Annotated in this window: 20 protein-coding genes; 16 read left to right on the forward strand and 4 right to left on the reverse strand. The window is 47.3% G+C overall.

Annotated elements, in window-relative coordinates; translation table 11 throughout:
* Window positions 1–32: 32 nt before the first annotated feature.
* Together gatA and gatC are read right to left on the reverse strand one after the other, a co-directional pair.
* Entirely contained in the window at window positions 33–1,487 is a 1,455-nt protein-coding gene (gatA, locus tag MDMS009_RS10375) for an Asp-tRNA(Asn)/Glu-tRNA(Gln) amidotransferase subunit GatA (protein WP_008291566.1), read from the reverse strand.
* A 20-nt stretch (window positions 1,488–1,507) separates the two neighbouring features.
* Complete coding sequence (gene gatC / locus MDMS009_RS10380) at window positions 1,508–1,795, reverse strand: Asp-tRNA(Asn)/Glu-tRNA(Gln) amidotransferase subunit GatC (RefSeq protein WP_008291383.1); 288 nt, start codon at window positions 1,793–1,795, stop codon at window positions 1,508–1,510.
* A gap of 120 nt (window positions 1,796–1,915) precedes the next feature.
* Between gatC and MDMS009_RS10385 the strand changes: the two genes are divergently transcribed.
* From MDMS009_RS10385 to MDMS009_RS10450, 14 genes are all read left to right on the forward strand, one after another.
* Window positions 1,916–2,962 carry a rod shape-determining protein gene (locus MDMS009_RS10385; RefSeq protein ID WP_008291235.1) on the forward strand — a complete coding sequence of 349 codons (1,047 nt, stop codon included), beginning with the start codon at window positions 1,916–1,918 and terminating at the stop codon, window positions 2,960–2,962.
* Window positions 2,963–3,041: 79 nt separating this feature from the next.
* A complete protein-coding gene (gene mreC, locus MDMS009_RS10390) occupies window positions 3,042–3,959 on the forward strand; it encodes a rod shape-determining protein MreC (RefSeq protein ID WP_081443618.1) in 918 nt (305 codons plus the stop codon).
* Window positions 3,943–4,422 carry a rod shape-determining protein MreD gene (mreD, locus tag MDMS009_RS10395; protein WP_008291309.1) on the forward strand — a complete coding sequence of 160 codons (480 nt, stop codon included), beginning with the start codon at window positions 3,943–3,945 and terminating at the stop codon, window positions 4,420–4,422. The genes mreC and mreD overlap by 17 nt, the downstream gene beginning before the upstream one ends.
* Before the next feature lie 4 nt (window positions 4,423–4,426).
* Window positions 4,427–6,298 carry a penicillin-binding protein 2 gene (gene mrdA / locus MDMS009_RS10400; protein WP_008291600.1) on the forward strand — a complete coding sequence of 624 codons (1,872 nt, stop codon included), beginning with the start codon at window positions 4,427–4,429 and terminating at the stop codon, window positions 6,296–6,298.
* Window positions 6,279–7,409 carry a rod shape-determining protein RodA gene (gene rodA, locus MDMS009_RS10405; RefSeq protein WP_008291761.1) on the forward strand — a complete coding sequence of 377 codons (1,131 nt, stop codon included), beginning with the start codon at window positions 6,279–6,281 and terminating at the stop codon, window positions 7,407–7,409. The genes mrdA and rodA overlap by 20 nt, the downstream gene beginning before the upstream one ends.
* Window positions 7,410–7,441: 32 nt before the next feature.
* A complete protein-coding gene (gene mltB / locus MDMS009_RS10410; protein WP_008291564.1) occupies window positions 7,442–8,383 on the forward strand; it encodes a lytic murein transglycosylase B in 942 nt (313 codons plus the stop codon).
* Window positions 8,383–9,204: a septal ring lytic transglycosylase RlpA family protein gene (locus tag MDMS009_RS16600; protein WP_008291244.1), complete on the forward strand. Its 822-nt coding sequence runs from the start codon at window positions 8,383–8,385 to the stop codon at window positions 9,202–9,204. The genes mltB and MDMS009_RS16600 overlap by 1 nt, the downstream gene beginning before the upstream one ends.
* 25 nt (window positions 9,205–9,229) lie before the next feature.
* Window positions 9,230–10,378 (forward strand): D-alanyl-D-alanine carboxypeptidase family protein, encoded by a 1,149-nt coding sequence (locus MDMS009_RS10420; protein ID WP_008291290.1) that lies wholly within the window; start codon window positions 9,230–9,232, stop codon window positions 10,376–10,378.
* 2 nt (window positions 10,379–10,380) lie between these two features.
* The gene (dat, locus tag MDMS009_RS10425; protein WP_154647018.1) at window positions 10,381–11,229 is read left to right on the forward strand and encodes a D-amino-acid transaminase; all 849 of its coding nucleotides are present in this window, start codon (window positions 10,381–10,383) and stop codon (window positions 11,227–11,229) included.
* Window positions 11,226–11,501 (forward strand): HP0495 family protein, encoded by a 276-nt coding sequence (locus tag MDMS009_RS10430; protein ID WP_008291382.1) that lies wholly within the window; start codon window positions 11,226–11,228, stop codon window positions 11,499–11,501. Before dat ends, MDMS009_RS10430 begins: the two co-directional genes overlap by 4 nt.
* A 4-nt stretch (window positions 11,502–11,505) precedes the next feature.
* The gene (lipB, locus tag MDMS009_RS10435) at window positions 11,506–12,114 is read left to right on the forward strand and encodes a lipoyl(octanoyl) transferase LipB (RefSeq protein WP_008291759.1); all 609 of its coding nucleotides are present in this window, start codon (window positions 11,506–11,508) and stop codon (window positions 12,112–12,114) included.
* Window positions 12,115–12,116: 2 nt separating this feature from the next.
* Entirely contained in the window at window positions 12,117–13,073 is a 957-nt protein-coding gene (gene lipA / locus MDMS009_RS10440; RefSeq protein WP_008291423.1) for a lipoyl synthase, read from the forward strand.
* Between the two features lie 17 nt (window positions 13,074–13,090).
* Window positions 13,091–14,365 carry an FCSD flavin-binding domain-containing protein gene (locus MDMS009_RS10445; RefSeq protein ID WP_008291536.1) on the forward strand — a complete coding sequence of 425 codons (1,275 nt, stop codon included), beginning with the start codon at window positions 13,091–13,093 and terminating at the stop codon, window positions 14,363–14,365.
* A 111-nt stretch (window positions 14,366–14,476) separates the two neighbouring features.
* A complete protein-coding gene (locus MDMS009_RS10450; RefSeq protein ID WP_008291662.1) occupies window positions 14,477–15,634 on the forward strand; it encodes a citrate synthase in 1,158 nt (385 codons plus the stop codon).
* A 4-nt stretch (window positions 15,635–15,638) separates the two neighbouring features.
* Here the strand turns inward: MDMS009_RS10450 and epmB are convergent, their stop codons facing one another.
* The gene (epmB, locus tag MDMS009_RS10455) at window positions 15,639–16,646 is read right to left on the reverse strand and encodes an EF-P beta-lysylation protein EpmB (protein ID WP_008291714.1); all 1,008 of its coding nucleotides are present in this window, start codon (window positions 16,644–16,646) and stop codon (window positions 15,639–15,641) included.
* 59 nt (window positions 16,647–16,705) lie between these two features.
* Here epmB and efp point away from each other — a divergent pair, with 59 nt between their 5' ends.
* Both efp and epmA read left to right on the forward strand, forming a co-directional pair.
* Window positions 16,706–17,275, forward strand: a complete 570-nt coding sequence (gene efp / locus MDMS009_RS10460; RefSeq protein ID WP_036312697.1) for an elongation factor P — start codon at window positions 16,706–16,708, stop codon at window positions 17,273–17,275.
* Window positions 17,276–17,317: 42 nt separating this feature from the next.
* On the forward strand, window positions 17,318–18,289 hold the full coding sequence (gene epmA / locus MDMS009_RS10465; protein WP_008291582.1) for an EF-P lysine aminoacylase EpmA: 972 nt from the start codon (window positions 17,318–17,320) through the stop codon (window positions 18,287–18,289).
* A gap of 40 nt (window positions 18,290–18,329) precedes the next feature.
* Here epmA and MDMS009_RS10470 read toward each other — a convergent pair whose 3' ends face one another.
* Window positions 18,330–19,991, reverse strand: coding sequence for a hypothetical protein (locus tag MDMS009_RS10470; protein ID WP_008291246.1), 1,662 nt, complete (start codon window positions 19,989–19,991; stop codon window positions 18,330–18,332).
* Between the last annotated feature and the right edge of the window lie 79 nt (window positions 19,992–20,070).

Consider the following 20,070-nt stretch of genomic DNA (forward strand, 5'->3'; position numbering starts at 1 on the left):
AAAAGGGGCCGAAGCCCCTTTAAATTTGTCGTTTATTTAAACGCGTCCGGCGTCTGTTTATGCCAGTCTGTTTGCTGCTGGTAGCGATGTGCCACATTGAGCAAACGTGCTTCATCGAAGTAATTGCCAATGATTTGCAGACCCACCGGTAAGCCATCAACAAACCCAGCAGGAATGGACATGCCTGGTATACCCGCGAGGTTAGTATTGATGGTGTAAATATCTTCCAGATACATCGCAACGGGATCATCAGTTTTTTCACCAAAACGGAATGCTGGTGTCGGCGCCGTTGGGCCCATGATGACGTCCACTTCTTTAAATGCTTGCTGGAAGTCATTACTAATCAGACGTCGGCATTGCTGCGCTTTCAGATAATAAGCATCGTAATACCCTGCCGAAAGGGCATAGGTACCAATCATGATGCGACGCTTCACTTCTTCACCAAAGCCTTCACCGCGTGAGCGGGTATAGAGATCCAGTAAGTCTTTAGGATCCTCAGCCCGATGACCAAAGCGCACCCCATCCATACGCGACAAGTTTGATGAACATTCTGCTGGCGCGACAACATAGTAAGTCGGAATCGCAAGGCCGGTGTTTGGCAGGGTAATTTCTTTCAGCTTCGCGCCCATCGATTCATAACTCTTGATGGCCGCCTCGACGGTTGCTGCGACTTTTGGGTCCAGGCCTTCGCCGAAGTATTCTTTTGGCAGACCAATCGTCAGTCCTTCCAATGAGTCATTCAGGGTCGCGGTGTAATCAGGTACATCACGCTCAACGCTGGTTGAATCGCGTTTATCGAAGCCTGACATAACATTCATCAACCAGGCGGCATCTTCTGCACTGTTAGCCATTGGACCCGCTTGATCAAGGCTCGATGCAAACGCAATCATGCCGTAGCGTGAAATACGACCGTAAGTCGGTTTCATACCGGTCAGATTACATAATGACGAGGGCTGACGAATTGAGCCACCAGTGTCAGTCCCTGTTGCGATAGGAGCCAGGCGTGCTGCCATTGCCGCTGCTGAACCACCGGAAGAACCACCGGGAACGCGGTCGGTATCCCATGGGTTTTTGACTGCGCCGTAAAAGCTGGTTTCATTGGAAGAGCCCATCGCGAACTCATCCATATTGGTTTTACCCAAAGTCACCATGCCTGCCGCGTCAATTTTTTCCACAACCGTGGCGTCATAAGGCGCGACAAACTTATCCAGCATTTTGGAGCCACAACTTGTGCGGACACCTTTAGTGCAGAAAATATCTTTGTGGGCCAGCGGAATACCGGTCAATGTGCCAGCCGTTTTGTTTGCCAGCATTTTGTCCGCCACTTTGGCTTGTTCCAAAGCGCGATCGTCGGTAACGCTGATAAACGCATTCAGTGTTTTATTGTGTGTATTGATACGATCAAGGTAATGCTGGGTCAGTTCAACACTACTGATTTCACCTGAATGCAGGGCTGTCGAGAGTTCTGGGAGTGATTTGTTATGCATGTGTTTGCCTGAGTTTCGATTTATTCGATGACTTTAGGAACCAGATAGACACCGGCTTCAGTTTTTGGGGCAATCGCCTGAAATGCTTCACGCTGATCGACTTCATTTACGCTATCCGGACGTAACCGTTGATGCGCATCCAGTGGATGTGCCATAGGCAATATATCGTTGGTATCAACCGCACTCATTTGCTCAACCAGGTTGAGGATGTTGTTCAGGTCCCGTGCGTAGTGAGGGATGTCGTCTTCCTGTATCGACAGACGCGCTAGGTGCGCGATTTTTTCTACATCGTGTTTATCTAAACTCATCGACAGTTCCAAATGTTAATTGCTTCAACAAAGCGTGAAGTTTAAATGATTACTTGCTTGCCCAACAGCCCAGAGCATTGCTAAAGTATCCATTTTGCCCTTTCAGGTGTGGTTTCTTCAATGTTTGAACGTTTACGTGGAATCTTTTCCAACGATCTGTCGATCGATCTGGGAACAGCTAATACGCTGATTTATGTGCGCGGTAAAGGTATCGTGCTCGACGAGCCGTCAGTGGTGGCGATTCGTCAGGATAAAGGACCCGGTGGCCCTCGCTCCATAGCGGCTGTTGGTGTTGAAGCCAAGCGCATGCTGGGACGGACGCCAGGTAATATTACGGCTATCAGACCGCTCAAAGATGGTGTGATTGCCGATTTCACCGTAACCGAAAAAATGTTGCAACACTTTATTCGGAAAGTGCACGAAGGACGATTTTTAAAGCCAAGTCCGCGCGTTTTGGTATGTGTTCCTTGCGGCTCAACACAGGTTGAGCGTCGCGCAATCCGTGAATCAGCAGCTGGCGCTGGCGCGCGCGATGTGTTTTTGATTGAAGAACCGATGGCAGCCGCAATCGGTGCCGGTATGCCAGTCGATGAAGCCAGCGGCTCGATGGTATTAGATATCGGTGGTGGTACGACTGAGGTCGCGGTTATCTCTTTAAACGGTATTGTTTACTCTGCCTCTGTCCGTATTGGTGGTGATTTATTCGATGAAGCGATCGTCAACTACGTGCGCCGTAACTACGGCACGTTGATTGGTGAGTCCACGGCTGAAAAAATCAAAAAAGAAATTGGTTCGGCTTATCCGGGTAATGAAGTAAAAGAAATGGAAGTGCGCGGTCGTAACCTTGCTGAAGGTGTGCCGCGAAGCTTCACATTGAATAGCAATGAGATTCTGGAAGCATTGCAGGATCCGTTGTCAGGCATCGTAGCTGCTGTCAAAACCGCATTAGAACAGACGCCACCAGAATTAGGTGCCGATGTGGCTGAGCGCGGTATCGTGTTGACCGGTGGTGGTGCCTTGTTACGTGATCTCGATCGTTTATTGATTGAAGAAACTGGCCTGCCAGCGATTATTGCAGAAGACCCGCTAACCTGTGTTGCCAGAGGTGGTGGTCGAGCTCTTGAAATGATTGATGAGAAGGGCACTGACGTTTTTACATTCGAATAAGCACTGCTTGGTGTATTTATGGCAAGACCTTTGCGAGTGCCGGGCATTTGCGAAGGTCTTTTAGTTTTGGACGCTAGTTATTAAACCGTTATTTGCAAACAATCCATCGTTAAACACACGCATGATGCTGGCACTGCTTGCATCTTTAGTGCTGTTTTTCCTTGATTCAAGGTTGGATTATTTCAAACCTGTACGTTCTGTTTTGTCCACCGTGGTGTATCCGATTCAGGTGACGGCTTCTATGCCGACCAGCCTTGTCGATTGGATAGAAGATTTTTTCCAGGATCGTGAACAACTGCGAGAGAAAATGGCGGTATTGGAAGCCAGCAATATGTTGCAGAACATTCGTTTGCAAAAAATGCAGGCTCTGGAGCGTGAAAATATGCGCTTGCGAGAGTTGCTGGGCTCTTCATTTCGTTTGCAGGAGCGGGTACAAGTTGCCGAACTGTTAACGGTGGATCTGGATCCCTTTTCACAACAAGTAGTGATTGATAAAGGTAAAAATTACGGTGTTTATGTGGGTCAGCCGGTACTCGACGCTAAAGGTGTGATGGGGCAAGTAACTGAAACCTCACCGTTATCAAGCCGAGTGGTGTTACTGACCGACCCGAGTCATAGCATTCCGATACAGATTAATCGTAACGGTCTACGTGCTGTTGTCACCGGGCGTGGTCTGGGTGAAAAACTACAAATGGATTTTCTACCGCATAATGCAGATATCAGGGTGGGCGATTTATTAGTCACATCTGGTTTAGGGGGACGTTTCCCGGTTGGCTATCCTGTTGGTGAAGTAATTGCCGTGGATTTCCCTCAAGGTAAAGCCTTTGCAGACATTAAAGTTGAGCCGGCGGCTAATTTAGCCACCAGTCGTGAGGTTATGTTGGTGTTGCCGGGTGAAAAAATTCAGGCAGAACCTGTCGCTATAGAAGAACCTGAAGCGTCGGAAAACGCTGTTGAAGAGCCACAAGAGGAGCAGGTTAATGGCGACAACAGCTGAATCTCGTAATGGTGTGGTCATCATACTGACCTTGATTGTAGCAATGCTGTTAATGCTGGTGCCACTGCCAGAGACAGCACGTTATTTTAGGCCTGAATGGGTTGTGCTGACCTTGGTATATTGGGCAATGGCACTACCACACCGAGTGAGTATTGGTGTGGGGTGGCTGGTCGGCTTATTGATGGATGTGACCATGGGCGGCACGCTTGGCATCATGGCGTTTAGCTATGCTTTTGCGGTGTATCTGATTGCCCGTTTTCATTTGCAATTACGTCAATATCCCTTATGGCAGCAAGCACTCACGATTTTGTCGGTTGTGGTTGTGGTGCACCTGGTTTCAGTGGTGACATCTAAAAGCGAATCGACATGGCTAATCTGGATGCCTGTGTTAACGAGCACCTTATTATGGCCCGTGATGTTTGCCACCTTGCGTAAAATCAGACGAACCTTTCAAGTTAGTTAAAACGATGGCATCTCGCTTTACCTTAAAAGATCATTTCCGCGAAAGCCGTTTGATCAATGGCCGCCTAATTTTTGCAGCTGTTTTGTCAGTGCTGGTGTTTGCTGTGGTGATTGTCAGACTGGTCGTCTTGCAAGTCCTGGAATACGAACACTTTGATTCCTTATCCAACCGAAATCGTGTAGATATCGAGCCATTGCCACCCCAGCGTGGACTCATCTACGACCGCAACGGTGTGATACTGGCTGAAAATATTCCTACCTTCAGTTTAGAAATGGTGCCTGAGAAGGTGCCTGATATCGAACAGACTTTAAACGAGTTAAGCGATTTGTTGGCATTGACGGCAGACGATGTCAGTGAATTTCAGCAGCGCTTAAATCGACACCGCCGATTCCAGCAAGTGGTGATCCGTCAACGTTTAACGGAGCAGGAAGTGGCTCGATTTTCTGCTAACCGTCATCGCTTCCCCGGTGTCGATATTGAAGGGCGTCTGATCCGACATTATCCCCAAGGACATTTATTTGCTCACGCAGTCGGCTATGTTGGCCGTATCAATGAACGGGATATGCAGATCATTGATCAGCAAAATTACAAAGGGACGCTGCAGATCGGTAAAACCGGTGTTGAAAAAGAATACGAAGATGATTTACACGGTGACGTGGGATATCGACAAGTTGAAACAAATGTTCAAGGTCGAATTGTTCGCGAATTGATGTCAGTTGCCTCTCATTCAGGCGATGATCTTTTTCTGCATGTTGATATTAACCTGCAACGTGTTGCCTCAGAAGCATTAGGTGATTACAACGGCTCGGTTGTCGCCATGGACCCTCGTACTGGCGGGGTGTTGGCAATGGTAAGTAAACCAGACTTTGATCCGAATTCTTTTGTATCAGGGATCAGTACTAAAGAGTACGGTACGTTAAGAGATTCGCCAGATCGGCCATTATTTGATCGTGCCTTGCGTGGCCATTATCCTCCGGGTTCAACCTTAAAGCCTTTTGTCGCGCTGGCGGGATTGGAGTTAGGGGTGGTGACAGAGCATTCGAAAACGTACTGTCCCGGTTGGTACACCTTGCCTGGCCACGATCATCGTTATCGTTGTTGGAAACATTATGGTCATGGTCACGTTGATTTAAAAGATGCGGTCGCCCAGTCATGTGACGTCTATTTCTATGATCTGGCTCACGCGCTCGGTATTGATCGCATGCATCAATTTCTGGATTTATTTGGCTTTGGGCATCGAACAGGCGTTGATATACCGAGCGAAAGCAGAGGATTGTCTCCATCAAAAGAATGGAAACGCGGTAGTCGTAACCAGGCATGGTTTCCAGGTGAGACACTAATTTCTGGAATCGGTCAGGGCTTTAACCAGACCACACCGATACAATTAGCCCATGCCACATCGACTTTGGCAATGCGTGGTGTCACTACTGCGCCGCAAGTGGTTCGAGCTAGTCGAGCGGCGGGTGATGCTGACATGCAACTGCGAAATAGCAACAATGTGCACAGCCTACCAATGGAAAACAGTCAGCATTGGGAGGCAGTGATAGACTCAATGGTGGAAGTCATTCACGGTGCACGCGGTACTGCACGACACGTTGGTGAAGGCATGCCATTCAAAATTGCAGGAAAAACAGGTACAGCGCAGGTATTTGGCATTGCCCAAGATGAAAAATATGATGCTGAGACCCTAGAACGCAAACTACATGACCATGCTTTATTTATTGCCTTTGCGCCGGCTGACAAACCTGAGTTTGTTGTCGCAGTGGTTGTCGAAAACGGTGGTAGTGGCAGCAAAACGGCAGCGCCTATTGCGCGCGAAATGATAAAACAACATTTTGGAATAATCGAAGAGATTGATGAGCAGCCTGATCAGTGAGAACAGACAAGCCAATTCGTGGCAATTGAGTCATTTGCTGCAGCGCCTGCATATTGATGCGCCATTGATGATGGGGTTATTGTTGCTGTTAGGTATCGGTTTGATGATGCTCTATAGTGCGGGTGGACAAGACATGGGGCTCATCGTCAGACAGCTTGTTCGAATGGGCATGGCGTTGATGGCGATGTTAATCGTTGCTCAAATCAACCCCGATCGTATGCGTGACAGTGCTTATTGGCTGTATGGGTTTGGTTTGGTGTTGTTGCTTGCCGTATTGTTTTTTGGTCATGAAGGGAAAGGCGCACAGCGTTGGTTAGATTTAGGTTTTTTCCGCTTTCAACCGTCTGAAATTATCAAGCTGGCTGTACCGATCCTTGTCGCTGCCTTTTTAGCCGAGCGTCCTTTGCCACCTTCGGCTTGGCGTTTAATCTTTGGACTGATGCTTATTGGTTTACCAGCATTTCTGATTGCCAAACAACCCGATTTAGGTACCGCTATTCTGATCGCCAGCTCCGGTTTAATTGTTTTGTTTCTATCCGGCATACGTTGGCGTATTATTCTCACCTTTTTAGGCACCTGTGCCGCCGCCGCCCCGGTGTTGTGGTATTTCATGCATGATTACCAGCGTCGTCGGGTACTGACTTTTTTAAACCCCGAAACTGACCCGCTGGGCGCGGGATACCACATTATTCAATCAAAGATAGCGATTGGTTCTGGCGGTACCTTCGGTCAAGGATGGTTGCAAGGCACACAATCGCACCTTGAGTTTTTGCCCGAGCGTTCCACCGACTTTATCTTCGCGGTAATTGCGGAAGAATTCGGCTTGGTAGGTGTTGCGTTACTACTTTTCCTGTTTCTTTTGATAGCGGGGAGAGGCTTATTTATTGCCGGTCAGGCGCAAAGTAGTTTTGCCCGCTTGTTAGCGGGAAGTATTTCAATTACTTTCCTTGTCTATGTGTTCGTTAATGTTGGAATGGTAACCGGATTGTTACCAGTGGTTGGGGTGCCGTTACCCCTGATTAGCTATGGTGGTACCTCAATGGTGACCTTGCTAGCAGGCTTCGGTATTCTCATGTCTATTCATACTCACCGAAGGATGATGTCGCCGTGAAGCACATTTTACTCAGTATTAGCATTGTTTTTATGGTCGTTTTGCCGGTGCATGCAGACGCCGAATTACCTGAATTATCGGTATTTATCGATGAAATGGTGACAGAACACGGTTTTAATCGTGACGAGTTGGAAGCTGTTTTTGATGACGTTGAAGTGAAAGACAGCATTCTCAAAGCGATTTCACGTCCCGCTGAGAAAAGTAAGCCATGGTACGACTACCGTAATATTTTTATCACCGAGTCCCGTATCAATGGTGGCGTAGCGTTTTGGCAAGAGCACAAAGAAGCATTGGCGCATGCCGAGGCGACTTATGGCGTCCCAGCTGAAATTATTGTTGCCATTTTAGGGGTGGAAACACGTTATGGCGGTAATGTTGGTGGCTATCGTGTTATTGATGCGTTATCAACCTTAGCGTTTCGTTACCCACCACGCAGCCCTTTTTTCCGTAGTGAGTTGGAACATTTCCTGATTCTAACGCGAGAAGAACAAATGTCGCAGTTAGAACCAGTGGGTTCATATGCCGGAGCAATGGGCTTAGGGCAGTTTATGCCTAGCAGCTACAGAGCTTATGCCGTTGATTTTGATGGCGATGGCCGTCGTGATATCTGGACCAACCATACTGATGCAATTGGCAGTATTGCCAATTATCTAAAAGTACATGGCTGGGTCCCTGGACAATCCATTGTGCACCGCACAGAAGTGAACAATGAACTGTCGGAAAAGATGCTCGATAATGCCTTGAAACCAAGCTATAGCAGAGAAGAGCTGGCAGTAGCAGGATTTAGCTTGGCGCAATTGCCAGCGGGTAATGATGTTCTATCTATCGTCACGTTAACGCAACCAGAAGGGGAAGAATACTGGCTTGGTAGGCAGAATTTTTATGCTATTACCCGTTATAATCACAGTCGTATGTATGCCATGGCTGTGACGCAGTTAGCGCAGGCGATTCGACAACAATTTGGTGAGTTGTAATGAGCTATTCCTCTTTTCTAAGCAGAACAGGCCTGATAGCGGTCTACCTGCTTTTGATATCGTGTGGCGGTGTCATCACTGAAAAAGACAGTGCGCCAACAAAAGTACCTGATGTCAGCCAAATTCCAGATGCGGTGCCTAAGTATGAACCTCGAAGCAAGTACGGTAACCCGGCACAATATGAAGTTTTTGGTAAGCGTTACTACACATTGACCAGTGCTGAAGGCTATCGAGAAAAAGGCATTGCATCGTGGTATGGCACCAAGTTTCATGGACGTCGCACATCAAGTGGTGAAACCTACGACATGTACGAAATGACGGCAGCACATAAGACGTTGCCATTGCCGAGTTATGCTGAGGTCACCAACCTTGAAAATGGTCGTAAGGTGATAGTGAAAGTCAACGACCGTGGTCCTTTTCATGGCAACCGTCTGATTGACCTATCTTATAGCGCCGCTACCAAATTAGGGATTGTGGCCAAAGGAACGGGACTGGTAGAAGTTAGGACGATCACACCGGGTAAATTACAGAAAACAGCTTTGTCACCAGAGGCTGAAAAGACCACGCCGGAAAAGCCCGTAGGCTCAGCGCTGATGTTTCTTCAAGTGGGCGCATTTAGCTCGCGAAGTCGGGCTGAGCAAGTCAAAAATCGTCTGCAACAGGATTTTACAGATAACATTATCATTGAGCCTTTCGAGGCAGTGCAGGGGACACTCTATCGCGTCAGAATGGGACCTGTAGCTGATGTTGCCTATGGTGATAACCTTTCCGAAAAATTGTTTGATATTGGCTTTCGCGATAGCCATATTGTCATCGAATAACCCTTTTTTTACCTGAGAGTTCAACATGCTGAGAAACACGAAAGTTGTTTTATTTCTATTGTTTTTTCTACCTTTAACTGTAACCCATGCAGGAGCGATAGCACCTAAGCCATCGGCCCCCAATGTTGCAGCAAAAGCCTATGTGTTGACTGATTATGATAGCGGTCGAGTTTTGGCAGAAGAGAATGCGGATGAGCGTTTACCGCCTGCCAGTATTACCAAGTTGATGACTTCGTATGTAGTCTCTCATGAGTTACATGCCGGTAATATTCAGCTTGATGATGAGGTACTGATCAGTGAAAAAGCCTGGCGTATGGTGGGCTCGCGCAGCTTTATTGAAGTCAACACTAAGGTATCTGTTGAGGCTTTATTACGCGGCATGATTGTGCAGTCTGGTAATGATGCCGCGGTAGCATTAGCAGAACATATTGCGGGTAGTGAAGAAACCTTTGCCCAGATGATGAATCAATATGCACAACAGCTCGGCATGTACGGTACTAATTACCGTAATGCTACGGGTTTACCTGATCCTGACCATTACACCACTGCGCGTGACATAGCTGTGTTATCAGCGGCATTGATTCGTGATTTTCCAGCGCATTATGAATGGTACTCAGAAAAAGAATACACCTACAACGATATTACTCAGCACAACCGAAATAAGCTTTTATGGCGTGATAACAGCGTTGATGGACTAAAAACCGGCCATACGGAAGAAGCTGGCTATTGTCTCGCGGCGTCAGCTAAACGCAGCGGCATGCGTTTAATTTCGGTGGTGTTGGGTACGCGCAGTGAAAATGCTCGAGCCCAAGAAACACAGAAATTATTTAATTATGGCTTCCGTTTCTTTGAGACTCACCAACTGTATCAAGCCAATGTGGGCGTAACAGAAAGCAAGGTTTGGAAAGGTAAGCAAGACATCGTCGAACTGGGATTGCCTACAGATCTGTCTGTGACTGTACCAAGAGGGCAATACGAAAACCTTGTTGCCAGCACGAATCTTGAGCAACCTATCATTGCGCCGATTGAAGTCGGTGCGAAACTGGGGGAAGTTGAAATTCGTCTTGGTGATGAAGTAATTGCAACCCAACCATTGGTGGCGATTAATGCGGTAGAACAAGGCAGCTGGTGGCGTCGATTGATTGATGAAGTGTTGCTTTGGATCTGGGGTTAGCCGTGAACACAGTTTTCCTCAATGGCGATTTTATGCACGCCGACCAAGCACGCGTGTCAGTATTCGATCGTGGTTTCTTATTGGGTGATGGTGTTTATGAAGTCATTCCAGTCTATGCTGGACGCCCGTTTCGACTGATACAGCATTTGCAGCGCTTGCAACGCAGCCTAGATGGCGTGCGAATGAAAAACTCATATAGTGACGATAAATGGTCAGACATTATCGCGCAGCTAGTGACGGAGAATGGACAGGGCGATCAGGCCGTTTATTTACAGGTTACCCGCGGTGTTGCGCCAAGGGATCATGTGTTTCCAGAAGGCGTTGAGCCAACAGCCTTTGTTATGAGTAATCCCATCAAGCCTTTGCCCGAATCGTATAAAAGAGATGGTATTAAAGCGATTACGGTTGAGGATATACGTTGGTCACAATGTGATATTAAAGCGATTACTTTGTTACCCAATAGTTTGTTACGGCAAAAAGCACAGGATGTGGGTGCACAGGAAGCGCTACTGATTCGGGATGGCTTTATGACAGAAGGCTCTGCCAGCAACAGCTATGCGGTGCTGGATGGTGTACTTTACACTGCCCCAAAAGATGAAAAAGTCCTGCCTGGCATTACCCGTGATCTGGTGTTGGAGTTAGCTGATAAAGCCGGTATCAACTATCGTGAACAAGCTGTGTCAGACGCAGATTTACATCGCGCTGAAGAAATCTGGATCAGTAGTTCTACCCGTGAAGTGCTGCCGGTGACGACGCTGGATGATAAACCTGTTGCTACTGGCAAGCCCGGCCCAATTTGGCAACAGATTGATGCGCTGTATCAGCGGTATAAACAGGAGGGAAAAGTATGAGTGAGCAAGACGAGCAAGAGACGCTACTTGAATTTCCCTGCGATTACGCCATTAAAGCAATGGGCGAGACATCTGAACAGCTGGATGCTGTTGTGGTAGAAATTGTGCGCCGCCATGTTGAAGATATTAACGAAGGTGCTGTTTCAACAAAACAAAGCTCAGGCGGTAAGTTTACGTCGATCACGGTGACTATCCGCGCAACCAGCAAACCACAACTAGATGCGATCTATCAGGAACTGAGTAGCCACGAACTGATCAAGTACGTGCTTTAACATCATGATTATTCGGGATCTGGGACTGGTTGAATATGAACCAGTTGTGGCAGATATGCGTGAGTTCACACTGACGCGGGATGACACTACCGATGATCAACTCTGGTTACTAGAACATCAGCCGGTTTTTACGCAAGGCGCAAATGGTGATCCAGCACATTTAGTTAATCCGCACGATATTCCTGTTGTAAATACAGATAGAGGCGGACAGGTGACTTATCATGGCCCTGGGCAGTTGGTCGCCTATACCTTGATCGATTTGCGCCGCAAAAAGTCCGGTGTCAGAGAACTGGTCGGTCGTCTTGAGCAAACAATCATTGCGATGCTGGCTGACTTTGATATCAATGCGTATGCCCGTCAGGATGCCCCCGGTGTTTATGTCGACGAACGTAAAATCGCATCGCTGGGTTTACGTGTAAAACGTGGCGCCTGTTATCATGGTGTTAGTTTTAATATTGATATGGATTTAACACCATTTCACTACATCAATCCATGCGGCCAGGCTGGAATGGAAGTAATCGACCTCACCTCACTTGATATTAAGCTCGATATGGCTGAGGCAAAACAACGATTTGTTGCTGCGTTTCAACAGCAGATGCAAACAGGTAAATAAGAATGACAGAAAACGTACAGGGCAAACGTGATGTTCGCGCATTAAAAGGCGAATCAAAAGTTGCTCGTATTCCAATAAAAATCGAGCCGACAGAGCCGAAACGTAAACCCGAGTGGATTCGTGCCAAATCACATGGTGATCCCAATGTTCAACACATCAAAGATATGTTACGAGAGCACCAACTTCATACGGTGTGTGAAGAAGCAGCCTGCCCGAATTTAGGAGAATGCTTCGCGCATGGCACAGCGACATTCTTGATTATGGGGAATATTTGCACACGACGCTGCCCATTTTGTGATGTTGCCCATGGTCGCCCTGATCCGCTGGATGAAAATGAACCCGCGCATTTAGCTAAAACGATCTCGGCAATGAAACTCAAGCATGTGGTTGTCACCTCGGTTGACCGTGATGATCTGCGTGATGGTGGTGCCAGACATTTTATTCGTTGTATTGACGAAATTCGTCAGCAATCACCTGAGACCAATATTGAGATTCTAGTGCCTGATTTTCGTGGTCGTATGGACGTGGCGTTAGAGATATTGACGCAAAGTCCACCGGATATCTTCAACCATAATTTGGAAAGCATTCCTCGTCTATACAAAGCAGTACGCCCGGGCTCTGATTACCAATGGTCTTTGGATTTGATCAAACGTTTTCAGACGATGCATCCTGATGTGCCCACCAAATCTGGTTTGATGTTGGGCTTAGGTGAAACGCTAGATGAAGTGAAGCAGGTGATGCAAGACTTGCGAGATCACGGCTGTCGTATGCTGACTTTAGGTCAATATCTGCAACCAAGTCGCCATCACTTAGCGGTAGAACGTTTTGTGACACCCGAAGAGTTCGATGAACTGGGGCGTGTCGGTAAAGAGATGGGCTTTGAACATGTTGCCAGTGGTCCGATGGTTCGCTCTTCTTACCACGCTGATTTGCAAGCTCAGGGTGAGCATGTGTCCTGATTAAACGGAGTTAGAGCATGGCATTGAATCGTCGAAATTTGATCAAAACCGCTGCTGCAGCGGGATCGTTTGCCATGTTTCCGTCACTGGGTTTTTCTGTTTCCACACCTGATCGTCGACAACAACGTGTCGTTGTTATCGGCGGTGGTTTTGCTGGCGCGACAGCGGCTAAATATCTGAAAATGTGGGCACCAAATCTTGATGTGGTGATGGTTGAGAAAAATGCCCAGTTTGTATCCTGCCCACAAAGTAACCTGGTGCTGAGTGGTAACCGTACTTTGCAGCAGCTTACCAGTGATTACCAAGCGCTCAGTTCCCGGCATGATGTTAAAACTGTTCAGGCAACCGTGACAGCGATTGATTCTGATAAACAATTGGTGCGTTTAGATGATGGTGCTGAGATTGCCTATGATCGGCTTATCGTCGCACCAGGCGTAGATTTTATCTATGATGATTTGCCCATGCTGACGGCAGATATCGTAAACAACCAGATCCCACATGCTTGGAAAGCGGGCCCTCAAACTCAGCTTTTATATGATCAACTCAAAGCCATGCGTCAGGGCGGAAATGTGGTTATAACTATCCCTGCTGCGCCGTTTCGATGTCCGCCCGGGCCCTATGAGCGAGCCTGTCAGATTGCGTTGTTTTTGAAGCAGCATAACCCTAAAGCGAAGTTAATCATCCTTGATGCCAATGGCACTATTATATCTAAGAGAGCCTTGTTTTCTGGTGTTTGGGAAACTGATTATCCCGGGCTTATTGACTACTATCCTAGTAATGCGGTGGAGTCGATTGATGTAAATAATTTGACCGTTGAAAGCGCATTCGACACTATTGAAGCGGATGTACTGAATATTATTCCCCCGCAGAGAGCCGGTAAAGTGGCAGAGCTTGCTGGTGTTATCAATGTCGATAAGCGCTGGTGCGCGGTAGATTTCCAGACTTATGAATCCACCCAAGTGAAACGTGTGCACGTTATTGGTGATGCAGTGGCGTCGAAGTTGCCAAAGTCGGGGCATATCGCTAACTCACAAGCAAAAGTGTGTGCTGCAGCCGTCATTGCGCTGTTAACTGAGCAGCCTGTTGAAGCTGAGCCAGTATTTGGTAATACCTGTTATAGCTTTGTTGATGCTGATAAGGCGGGTCATGTGGCTGCGGTGTTTAGATATAATAAACAGGACGGTGATATGGCCGTGATGCCGGGAGGCGGTATCTCTGTATCAGCCACTGAGTTAGAAGGGCGGTTTGCCGACGCCTGGGCCAAAAATATTTGGTCCGATATTCTCGACTAACGTCGGGCCAATCAAGTTAATCTGAGATACGGGATGTCGCTGTGGTGGCAATGCAGTATAATGCCTGCTTTTCCGATAATCTCCACCATCAAGATAATTATGAGGTTGTAGATGAGTGATTTTTTACCCGGCCTGGAAGGCGTCCCCGCAACAAAGTCAGCAATTTCAAATATTGATGGTGAGAAAGGCATACTGAGTTATCGCGGCTACTCTCTTGAAACATTAGCTGAAAACAGCAGCTTTGAAGAAACTACATTGCTGCTACTCAATGGTGAATTGCCTAACCAAAAAGCACTAGACGACTTCAAGCAACAACTTCGTCAGAACTACCGCACCAAGTATCACATTCGTGAAATGATGCGTCATTTCCCTCATACCGGTCACCCTATGGATATGCTGCAAACAGCTGTGTCCAGCTTGGGTATGTTCTACCCGGGAACGGAATGCCTTACCGATGCACAAGCCTGCGAAGACTTGGATTATGTGCGTAATATGACTGTTAACATTATTGCGCAGATGGCACCTTTAGTGGCGATGTGGGAACACATCCGCAATGGTTGGGATCCGGTTCAGCCGCGCTCAGATCTGTCCGTTGCTGAAAATCTGCTCTACATGTTTACCGGTCAGGAGCCTGATCCCTTGATGGCTAAAATCATGGACGTGTGCCTGATTTTACATGCAGAGCACACCTTGAACGCATCAACGTTTGCCGCATTGGTAGCGGGCTCTACACTTGCAACACCCTACAGCGTCATCTCGGCAGCTATTGGTACATTGTCTGGTCCATTACATGGCGGTGCTAACCAGCGTGTGGTGGGGATGTTGCAAGAAATTGGTTCGCCCGACAAGGTAGAAGCGTGGGTGGATGATAAGCTCAAGAATAAAGAAGTGATCTGGGGCATGGGCCATAGAGAGTACAAGGTCAAAGATCCTCGCGCCACGATTCTACACAAGCTGGTTGAAGAATTGGTTGCTCAGCGTGGTGGCCACTTGGACGCTATGTTTGAGACCGCCTTGAAGCTGGAAGAAGTCTGTGCGGATCGACTGGGCCACAAGGGTGTTTACCCGAACGTGGATTTCTACTCGGGTATTTTGTATACCGAAATGGGCATCCCTGAAGATGAGTTTACTGCGCTGTTTGCCGTGGCCCGGAGTGCAGGTTGGCTAGCTCACTGGCGTGAACAAATTGCCAATAACCGTATTTACCGTCCTACTCAAATCTATGTGGGTAGTGATGCGCGTGACTACACCCCAATCAACGATCGTTAATTCCTTATCGAATCACTGTTTTACTGGCTTCACCTTGTTGCTCACGAACCAGTCGTGGCACAAGGTAGCCGGGTAAAACCTTTCTAAGATCGTCGACTAGTTTAACCGCGCGCACTTGGTTTACATCGAAGTGCTGTGCGCCTGCGACTTTATCCAGCAGATGCAGATAGTAAGGCATCACATCAACGTCATTCAGTCGCTCACTCAGCGCTGATAACGACTCAACCGAGTCATTAATCCCTCTCAGCAATACGGTCTGATTTAATAACTGGCAGCCAGCCTGCTTCAAGCTTATTAATGCTTGTTCGGCGTGGGCATCAATTTCATTGGCGTGGTTGGCATGAATTACCACCACGACTTTAAATCGCGTTGCCTGTATCCAGTTTAGCAGCGAGTCATTGATACGTTCAGGCAATACAATGGGTAAGCGTGTATGGATTCTGAGGCGCTTTAAATGTGGAATTTCTGCGAGATCGGCAACCAGTTTTGCTAGTTTGTCATCATGAAGTGAAAGCGGGTCGCCACCACTTAAAATCACTTCACTAATGGTTTCATCTGATGCTAATTGTTCAATACTCTGCTGCCATTGGCTCGACAGTGGGTTACTGTCCGAGTAGGGAAAGTGACGACGAAAACAATAACGACAATGAATAGCACAAGCACCGGTGGTCAGTAACAGCGCTCGTCCCTGATATTTTTGCAAAATACCCGGCGAGGTCACTGCAAGATGATCACCCACTGGATCGGTGAGATAACCTTCTGCCGGATAGCCCTCATCGATTAAGGGGAAAACTTGGCGTAGCAGCGGGTCATTCGCATCGCCATAGCGCATTTTATCGACATAACTTTGTGGAACACGTAGTGGAAACTGACGAATTTTATCCTTATCAATTGCCTGTAAATGACCGGATAAACCAAGTTTTTCCAGTAGATCATCAGCGTTATTGATCGCGTTTGACAGGGCGTGTTGCCAGCTTTGTTTTAACTTAGGGGGCTGCGAATGCGTTATCATAGTTACTTTTTATTGAAGCCGAAAAGGCAGACGACGATCGTCCCCTAAAAGAGGTTAAGATGGCAAGTTATAGTACAAATGAATTTAAATCCGGTCTCAAATTTATGCTCGATGGCGATCCGTGCAGCATTATTGAGAACGAATTCGTAAAGCCCGGCAAAGGGCAAGCATTTAACCGTGTTAAATTCCGTAATCTGAAAACAGGTCGCGTAAATGAGCGCACGTTCAAATCGGGCGACAGTGTTGAAGGTGCTGATGTTATCGAAATCGATCTGGAATATTCCTATAACGACGGTGAGTTCTGGCACTTTATGGACCCAAACACCTTTGAGCAATATGCCGCTGATGCGAATGCCATCTCAGAAAGCAAAGATTGGCTGAAAGAGCAGTATTCTTATTTGGTTACGCTATGGAATGGCTCTCCTTTGCTGGTAACGCCGCCTAACTTTGTGAATTTGACTGTGACGGAAACGGATCCTGGTGTTCGTGGTGATACCTCAGGTGGTGGCGGTAAACCCGCAACGCTGGAAACAGGAGCTGTTGTACGAGTGCCTTTGTTCATTGAAATCGGTGAAGTGCTGAAAGTGGATACACGCTCAGCTTCATACGTAGAGCGTGCTAAAGACTAAACTATCTGATAGCAGGCGAAAAGCGTTAGGGTATTTCAATTCGTGAGCAGCATAAACTGGCAGCCCTCATCTGAGTTAGAAATATTAAAAAGACGGGCTCAGCTTCTGGCTGATGTCCGTCTTTTTTTTGCTGAACGCAATGTTATGGAAGTACAAACGCCGGTATTGTCTCAGGCAGCGCCCACTGCCACCTATCTGGATAGTTTTTCAACTGACTATGCGCCGACAGGTCAGCATTATTATTTGCAAACCTCACCTGAGTTTGCGATGAAAAGGCTACTCGCCGCAGGAAGTGGTGATATTTATCAAATTGCTCCTGTTTTTCGCAATGGTGAACTCGGCCGTTTGCATTCACCTGAGTTTACGATGCTGGAATGGTATCGTCCGGCTTTAGATTACGTTGGCTTAATGTATGAGGTTGATGCGTTACTGCAACAACTTGCCGGTTTCCCTGCGGCAGTCAAAATCTCTTATCAGCAGCTTTACATCGATACGCTGCAGTGTGATCCACTGCTGGCAGAAACAAAAACTTTGAAATCGCTGGCTTTCAAGCATATTCCGAGCTTACCGGATAACTGGGAAACGGATCATGATGGTTGGCTTGAGCTGTTAATGAGTGAAGTGATCGAGCCACAGCTGCTTAATTATCATGCACCGGTTATTGTGTTTGATTTTCCAGCGTCGCAAGCCCAGCTTGCTAATGTGTATCAAAACCCAAATCAACAAAAAGTTGCCGCTCGCTTTGAAGTCTATGCTGGTGGGCTGGAATTAGCGAATGGCTATGATGAATGCCTGGACCCTGTCGAGTTAAAGCAGCGTTTCGAACGTGACAACCAACTGCGTTCATCACAGAATAAAACAGTTATGCCAATTGATGAGCGTCTGCTGGCAGCTCAGGAAGCGGGATTACCTGCCTGTACCGGTGTTGCTATGGGCCTAGACAGGCTTTTGATGCTTATTAGTGGGAAAACACAACTTAGCGAAGTACTCAGCTTTGGTTTTGAGCACAGCTGAGATAAATAACGGATTGATGCGCCAGTAGTAAAGGAGCGCCTTAATGCACTGGATAAGCTGTCCATCCATCTAACCAGCTGATTCGCTCACCGGGACGAATGGCGCCAGTATAATTGGCTCCCTCATCCCAAAACTCATCCTGTGGTAACGGAACGAATATTTTTGCAGCCGCTGAATCTGCTCTTGGGGCAAAATCAGGAACAGCACCGGCTACTGATGTTTTGGCGTTGAGTAGCTCGCGCGACGTGAGCAGGTTATTCGCATTATTCAGCCAGGCTTGTTCAGAGAAGCCATTATCATCATCTTTACTGCCAAACTCTTGGCTAAAGTAATGCTTTTCAGCGTGTTGAATAACCCAGCCATTAGCCGTCAATTGCTTCGATACTACTAAGGCGGCAGTGGACTCATCGCCCAGATCCAACGCCTCTGTGGTGAAACCGGTGATCAAAAAGTTACGTAAATCACCGGCAGTACCTCGACGCAGTAGCAGACCTCTTTGGGCAATATCATTATGGCCAGAGCCGATGAGTGAGATATTGGACAGTGTAGGCTGAGAGCGTGGTGCAGCATGATGATTATTTTTATCGTTATCTGCCTCAATACCGTTATCACCACCGTCAGGCCCTTGGTGAACAATCACAAATTGTGCTTTACCTTGCCAGCCTTGGTCCCAGTCGAGACCATCATCGCCGGGATGACTGATGAAAATGTGCTTTAGATTGACTGTGCCGCCGAAAACTTCGACACCATCATCCAGTCCCATATGCACCTGAACATGATTGATGATCGTCCCAGAGCCACAACCACCTAAGGTGAGTCCATTTAGCTCGTTATCCTGTGAAATTTCATAGCCTGCAAATTCAACTCTGACATACTTGAGTACACCACATGAGTCGGTATCCGCCATGCCACCATAGCCACCACGGGGATCATCGGCTTTGATGCCTTCAATATGAGCCGTACCTTTGTTAATCGGTGCATTACCGAGTAAAACGAGACCACCCCAGTCACCACGCTGGCGTTTACCTTCAGCCTGTTTAGAGGTGAACACAATCGGTGCATTGCTACGGCCTTGTGCATTAATTTTGGCATCTCTTGTCACAATCAACGCAGAGCCCGGGCTACCGGAAATTTTAGTACCGGCCTCGATAGACAGTGTTGCACCACTCTCAACAAAAACAAGACCGCTTAAAATGTAATGTTTATCAGCTTGCCAGTTAACAGACTCGTTGATCGAACCTTCGACAATTTTGATGTCAGAGTTCCACAGCCAACCACTTATTGCTGCCGAGGTCATCCCACCGAATAGAAGAAAAATTACGATAGAACGCAGCCAAATCGACGCACGATGTTTGCTCGGTTGGGAGGATTGATTGTGGTTAGCGGAATCGTTATTTTCTCGATCTGATGCATGAGAGGAAGAGCTTGAATTTTGTGTCGTAGCTTCACTAGGATTTTTCGACAACGGGCCGGGAATATGAATATCCAATGCTGTCTGGCCAATTTTACGCACTTCTTCGACTGGAGATTCAATCGCTGCATTGAGGATTGACAGGCGATAATCCTCATCCTTGATGAGTGTGTTGAAATGGACATAACCCAGCCCTTTAATGGCATCAGGGTGAAGAGTGATGGCTGATTTAAGCGACCAAAGCGTTGAAATCAGCTGAGCGCGAACTTGATCATTTTGGGGATTTTCCATGCCGCCAACATAGGCGAGAAATATGAAACTATGATGACAGTTTTGTGACTTTTCGCTGTTGTGTGAAGAGGTTCAATTT

Origin of the sequence: Methylophaga thiooxydans DMS010, assembly GCF_000156355.1 — a bacterium.
Lineage (GTDB): Bacteria > Pseudomonadota > Gammaproteobacteria > Nitrosococcales > Methylophagaceae > Methylophaga > Methylophaga thiooxydans.

What these genes read in the sequence shown, in the direction of transcription:
- gatA (WP_008291566.1), bottom strand. Translation starts at nt 1,487, where the DNA reads ATGCATAACAAATCACTCCCAGAACTCTCGACAGCCCTGCATTCAGGT.
- gatC (WP_008291383.1), bottom strand. Translation starts at nt 1,795, where the DNA reads ATGAGTTTAGATAAACACGATGTAGAAAAAATCGCGCACCTAGCGCGT.
- MDMS009_RS10385 (WP_008291235.1), top strand. Translation starts at nt 1,916, where the DNA reads ATGTTTGAACGTTTACGTGGAATCTTTTCCAACGATCTGTCGATCGAT.
- mreD (WP_008291309.1), top strand. Translation starts at nt 3,943, where the DNA reads ATGGCGACAACAGCTGAATCTCGTAATGGTGTGGTCATCATACTGACC.
- mrdA (WP_008291600.1), top strand. Translation starts at nt 4,427, where the DNA reads ATGGCATCTCGCTTTACCTTAAAAGATCATTTCCGCGAAAGCCGTTTG.
- rodA (WP_008291761.1), top strand. Translation starts at nt 6,279, where the DNA reads ATGAGCAGCCTGATCAGTGAGAACAGACAAGCCAATTCGTGGCAATTG.
- mltB (WP_008291564.1), top strand. Translation starts at nt 7,442, where the DNA reads ATGGTCGTTTTGCCGGTGCATGCAGACGCCGAATTACCTGAATTATCG.
- MDMS009_RS16600 (WP_008291244.1), top strand. Translation starts at nt 8,383, where the DNA reads ATGAGCTATTCCTCTTTTCTAAGCAGAACAGGCCTGATAGCGGTCTAC.
- MDMS009_RS10420 (WP_008291290.1), top strand. Translation starts at nt 9,230, where the DNA reads ATGCTGAGAAACACGAAAGTTGTTTTATTTCTATTGTTTTTTCTACCT.
- MDMS009_RS10430 (WP_008291382.1), top strand. Translation starts at nt 11,226, where the DNA reads ATGAGTGAGCAAGACGAGCAAGAGACGCTACTTGAATTTCCCTGCGAT.
- lipB (WP_008291759.1), top strand. Translation starts at nt 11,506, where the DNA reads ATGATTATTCGGGATCTGGGACTGGTTGAATATGAACCAGTTGTGGCA.
- lipA (WP_008291423.1), top strand. Translation starts at nt 12,117, where the DNA reads ATGACAGAAAACGTACAGGGCAAACGTGATGTTCGCGCATTAAAAGGC.
- MDMS009_RS10445 (WP_008291536.1), top strand. Translation starts at nt 13,091, where the DNA reads ATGGCATTGAATCGTCGAAATTTGATCAAAACCGCTGCTGCAGCGGGA.
- MDMS009_RS10450 (WP_008291662.1), top strand. Translation starts at nt 14,477, where the DNA reads ATGAGTGATTTTTTACCCGGCCTGGAAGGCGTCCCCGCAACAAAGTCA.
- epmB (WP_008291714.1), bottom strand. Translation starts at nt 16,646, where the DNA reads ATGATAACGCATTCGCAGCCCCCTAAGTTAAAACAAAGCTGGCAACAC.
- efp (WP_036312697.1), top strand. Translation starts at nt 16,706, where the DNA reads ATGGCAAGTTATAGTACAAATGAATTTAAATCCGGTCTCAAATTTATG.
- MDMS009_RS10470 (WP_008291246.1), bottom strand. Translation starts at nt 19,991, where the DNA reads ATGGAAAATCCCCAAAATGATCAAGTTCGCGCTCAGCTGATTTCAACG.